This is a genomic window from Pseudovibrio sp. POLY-S9, assembly GCF_001431305.1.
Taxonomy (GTDB): Bacteria; Pseudomonadota; Alphaproteobacteria; order Rhizobiales; family Stappiaceae; genus Pseudovibrio.
On record NZ_LCWX01000075.1, the window covers coordinates 15,831 to 20,480 of the forward strand.

Below are 4,650 nucleotides of genomic sequence, written 5' to 3' on the forward strand. Positions count from 1 at the left end.
AGTGCTGCAGAGTGCTGTGTCGTCTTGCTCATAAGAATATCCGTAATATCGTCCTGAAGGCGAAGACGATCACACGTTTTACGCGCAATCCTCCCCCTTCTCTCGTCTGCCTATCGCATTGCTTGTCTCACTAAATGATACGCATGACGTTTCGTAGATTAATTATCACAAATATTGATGATTCCCACCAGATATCTCAGCAGCTAAACCCATCCCTTGGGCGGGGAAGCTTTAAAAATCACCCAAAAATTGAACCAGCTCGGTGAGCACATCCGGAATATGCGAAACCAGATCTTCCGCAATAAGCCCGGCTCCGGCAATCTCAGCAGCCCGGCCATGCACCCAAACACCTTTCGCAGCGGCTTCATAACCACCAAGTCCTTGCGCCAGATATCCAGCAATCACACCCGCCAGCACATCACCAGACCCAGCTGTTGCAAGCCAGGGCGTGCCACTGGCATTGATGGACACATGGCCCTCAGGGTCTGCAATCACCGTATCCGCCCCCTTCAGCACGACCACAGCACCAGCCTGTTTCGCTGCCTTCTTGGTGCGCTCCACTTTGCAATCTGTGGACGTGGGATCATACAAATCAGGGAACAAACGCCGGAACTCACCCTCATGAGGTGTGAGCACAACACGCCCAGCGCAGTCAGAATCCGCAATGTAGGCAAACAAGTGCTCCGGCTTTTCCTCAAAGGACGAAAGCGCATCCGCATCCAGAACCACACCGCGCGCTCCGGAAAGACACTCAGCAACCCGCTCCTGCGTCTCGCGGCCAATACCAGCTGCCGGTCCGATCACCACGGAGTTGAGCCGCTCGTCTTCCAAAATACGCTCAAAGTCGGCAATACGTTCAGCCGGACGGATCATGATACTCGTCAGATGTGCTGCATGGACCAGAGCCGCCTGCTCCCGCGCCACTACAGTCACAAGCCCGCTGCCCGCCCGCTGTGCGCCCAGCGCCGCAAGACGGCTTGCACCAGTGGCAAACTTGGGACCACTCACAACAACAGTGTGCCCCCTGTTATATTTATGCCCTGCCACAGCCGGCTGATCGGGAAGATCTCCCCAAATCTTGTCGCAGTTGTAAAAGGCGGTTGGCCCAATCTTCTCTAAGACATCGTCCTCCAGCCCGATCTGCTCAATAACGATCTCCCCGCAATGTCCCCGGCCCGGATAAAGGTAGTGCCCCGGCTTGGCACGAAAAAACGTCACTGTCATATCTGCATGCACAGCCTCACCCAGCACAGCGCCACTGCGGCCACTCACACCGGAGGGCAGATCAACTGCGACACATTGCGCCGGACTGTCATTAATGTGCTGCACAAGCGCCAGAACTTCATCATCTAAAGGACGAGAGAGACCCGCACCAAACAAGGCGTCAACAACAACGTCGTCCTCACCCAGCTCTTCCAGCGCGGCCCGCATGTTATCCATTGAGGTTAAATCAAGATCCATCTCATCATAGGCAAGCTCCGCATCGCCTTCGAGAGTTTCCGGGTCACACACCAGCCCGACAGAAACATTAAAGCCCTCATTGTCCGCAAGCTGCGCAACAACAAAGCCGTCTCCGCCGTTGTTTCCGGGGCCGCAAAACACAAGAACCCGCGAATAGGGATGCAGAATCTGGCGCATCACCTCAAACACAGCCTTGCCCGCATTATGCATCAACTCAATACCGGGAAAGCCACCCTCGATGGTCAGGCGATCTGCCTTCTTCATCTGCAATGGTGTCAATAACTCATGCATAAAGCTCTCCATTTCCCTATTCGTCAGGCTCTGAGAAATTTATTACCCATTATCCCTAAGAAATTGGTTCATCATTACCCAGCTGCCGCGACGTTTTTTCGATCACGAAAAATCACAAAACATAAGCTAGTGCTAAAAGGCACAGATTTAAGAGGCACTTCCTGAGTAAATGTTGATACCAGCGCACCACTTTGGGAAAACTACGAAAACATGCACGAGAGACGAGCCCACTACGACCAGCTAATGACTGCTTTCGCACGACGTCTGGGTATGACCACCCAGCCTGATACTGGACTATTTCTTATTGAAGAAGCAAACGGAAGTCGTTGGTCGGTCGAACTCAATGAAAGCTCGGATCTCATTTATATAAGCACCAGCCTCCTTCTTGCAGAAGATAAAAACACACTGAAGGCGGCTTTGGAGCTCAACCAGGATGTGGACCTCCTCCGCGGAGCGTTCCTCGGACTGTCTCAATCTGGTGACTTGCAACTGAATGCTCAGGCCACACTCCGGTTCACAGATGACCTTGCACTGGAGAACACACTGGTCAACCTGATGCAAATTCGCGAGCAGGTATGCGCACGGCTTTCTGAAACGAAATCCACCCAAACCTCCAAAGCCGTAGAACCGGACTGGAGCACGACGTCTATTCGCCTGTAAAGGTCTCTCACCCATGCATTCCGTCAACTCTCCCAAGCATACTCCAGTTGATCAGAGCCAACTCCAGAACGACGTAAGTGCACAACAAAACTCTGCGCCAAAAAAATCAGAGAAGTTGGAAGCGCGCGGCGTGTCTATTGAGACCCCAAAGGGCTCAACACCGCCAACAACAAGCAATACGAAGCCCCTCGACACCGCTTCAACTGAAACGCTCGCAAACCGGATAAAGCCACCGAGCCAAACCAGTTCAGAAAGTGTAACGCGGGAGGCAACCGCCCCTTTTGAAGCAGACCGCACCGCGCTTGAGCAAAACGCCAGGCGCCTTGGTGCTGGTGCCAATGGTGAAGTCTATCTTGTCAATCAGGACGGCAAGTCCTTCGCATTTAAAGTCGCAAGCACCGAAGCCGGTTGGCAGGCCCTGCAGCAAGAAGCACAGGTCTATGGCAAACTTGCCCAGATCGGTCCTCACGATAATATCGTCAAAAGCATGGGCATCGTCGAAGTTCAGGGCGTACAGGGCCTCGCCCTTGAGCATGTGGAAGGCTACGAAGCAGGCAAGCTCTTCACCACAGCTGAAAAGCTTTACACAAACAATAAGCTCAGCCATTCCCAGTACTGGGGCACCGTGCAGTTCATTATGCGCGACGTTCTGAGCGGCGTGCACCATCTGGCACAGGCAGGCATCAGTCACAGCGACATAAAGGGTGGCAACCTCCTTTATGACAAGGAAAGTCAGGCGATTAAAATCGTCGACTTTGGCAGCGCTGCAAAAATCGGCATTGATCCTGTCGCTATTGGCACTCCGGACCATTCAGCTCCGGAAGCTCTTTTGTCTCTTCCCCACAAAGATGGAGACAAGCCACGCGCCAATGAGAAGCAGGACACCTTTGCTGTTGGTCAGATGACCTACCGCGCACGCGAACAGGCCGAGAATTTATTTGGTGCACAAAATACTGGTGAGCCGGCCGCGCTTGGCTTTGCAATGCATTCCAAACTTCGAGATATCGAGCGTCGCGGTGAGACCATTGAGTATCAGGCGCTCAATCAGGCCGATGACCCAGCCGTTGCAGGCACACCGGGCCATTTCGGCAAGGGCGGCGAAATCGCTCATGTTGAGTTCGTCAATATCTCAACCCTGCTGGACATCGATGTGCGTGGCACCGCAGAAGAGCTCCTGAAGACCAACTTCATCGCTGACCCTTTGTGTCAGCCAGACGAAGCCCGTCAGGTGATCTCAGGCCTCATGACCAAGATGGAAGAAGACCACAAGGCAGAACTCGCAGCTCTCATGCAACAAACCTGATCTGCTCCTTGCAATGATAACCATCAGAAAGCCGGCCTCGTGGTCGGCTTTTTTATTGTACCCCTTCACAGACATTTTAATCACATCTCTCCATTTCGATACACCTTAACAACATCGCCTCTGTTTACAGTGGAGTGAGCAAACGATCGCAAACAGCTCAAGACCTGTAATATGACAAAGTCGCCTCACCTTCTTCAGAACCCGTCGAATGATCCATCAACTCAGGATGCCCAGATCAGCGCGTGGGCAGACAATGTCATAACCCTGCTGGGCCTGAGTGAAAGTTCGGCAGAAGACGGACAGACAGAACCCGATTTCGACCATCCACACATAGCCGCCAGCAGCCGGTTCACCGTCAGTAACGTCGAAGAAATCAGCTCCTCAGAAGACGAGGAGAGCGATGACGAGCTGGAGCAACCACCAGTCACCGCAGTCCCACCCGTCAACAGGTTCACGGTCAGCAGCGTCAGCGAACCGAGCTTCTCCGAGGATGAAGAGAGCGACACAGAGCCGGAACAACCACAGCCCGCCGCAAGCCGGTTTGAAGTCAGCAATGTGGACGAGGACAGCCCCTCAGAAGATGAACTGGAGCAATCACCAACACCCACAGCGTCGCCCACCAACAGGTTCACAGTCAGCAGTGTCGACGAGCCAAGCCGCTCCGAGGATGAAGAGAGCGACACAGAGCCGGAACAACCACAGCCCGCTGCAAGCCGGTTTGAAGTCAGCAGTGTGGACGAGGACAGCTCCTCAGAAGATGAGTTGGAGCAACCACCAGTCACTGCAGCCCCACCCGTCAATAGGTTCACAGTCAGCAGTGTCAATGAGCCAAGCCTCTCCGAGGAGGACGAGAGCACGGAAGCACCAGCAACAATGGCTCTCCCCTCCGACAATCTCAAACGCGCCAAACGACTGGGGGCTGGATCTTTCGGGGA

At 53.8% G+C, this 4,650-nt stretch carries 3 protein-coding genes and 1 pseudogene; 3 read left to right on the forward strand and 1 reads right to left on the reverse strand.

The genetic code is table 11. From position 1 onward, the window contains the following. Positions 1–231: 231 nt before the first annotated feature. Positions 232–1,752: an NAD(P)H-hydrate dehydratase gene (locus PPL9_RS05690; protein WP_244273355.1), complete on the reverse strand. Its 1,521-nt coding sequence runs from the start codon at positions 1,750–1,752 to the stop codon at positions 232–234. A 210-nt stretch (positions 1,753–1,962) separates the two neighbouring features. Here PPL9_RS05690 and PPL9_RS05695 point away from each other — a divergent pair, with 210 nt between their 5' ends. From PPL9_RS05695 to PPL9_RS33075, 3 genes and pseudogenes are all read left to right on the forward strand, one after another. Next, positions 1,963–2,412 carry a type III secretion system chaperone gene (locus tag PPL9_RS05695; RefSeq protein ID WP_208860435.1) on the forward strand — a complete coding sequence of 150 codons (450 nt, stop codon included), beginning with the start codon at positions 1,963–1,965 and terminating at the stop codon, positions 2,410–2,412. 130 nt (positions 2,413–2,542) lie between these two features. Then, positions 2,543–3,715 carry a protein kinase gene (locus PPL9_RS05700; RefSeq protein ID WP_208989192.1) on the forward strand — a complete coding sequence of 391 codons (1,173 nt, stop codon included), beginning with the start codon at positions 2,543–2,545 and terminating at the stop codon, positions 3,713–3,715. A gap of 171 nt (positions 3,716–3,886) precedes the next feature. Next, a pseudogene (locus PPL9_RS33075) lies at positions 3,887–4,650 on the forward strand (hypothetical protein); the annotation flags it as partial.

Coding starts and splice junctions, on each gene's coding strand:
- PPL9_RS05695 (WP_208860435.1), top strand. CDS start 1,963: ATGCACGAGAGACGAGCCCACTACGACCAGCTAATGACTGCTTTCGCA.
- PPL9_RS05690 (WP_244273355.1), bottom strand. CDS start 1,752: ATGCATGAGTTATTGACACCATTGCAGATGAAGAAGGCAGATCGCCTG.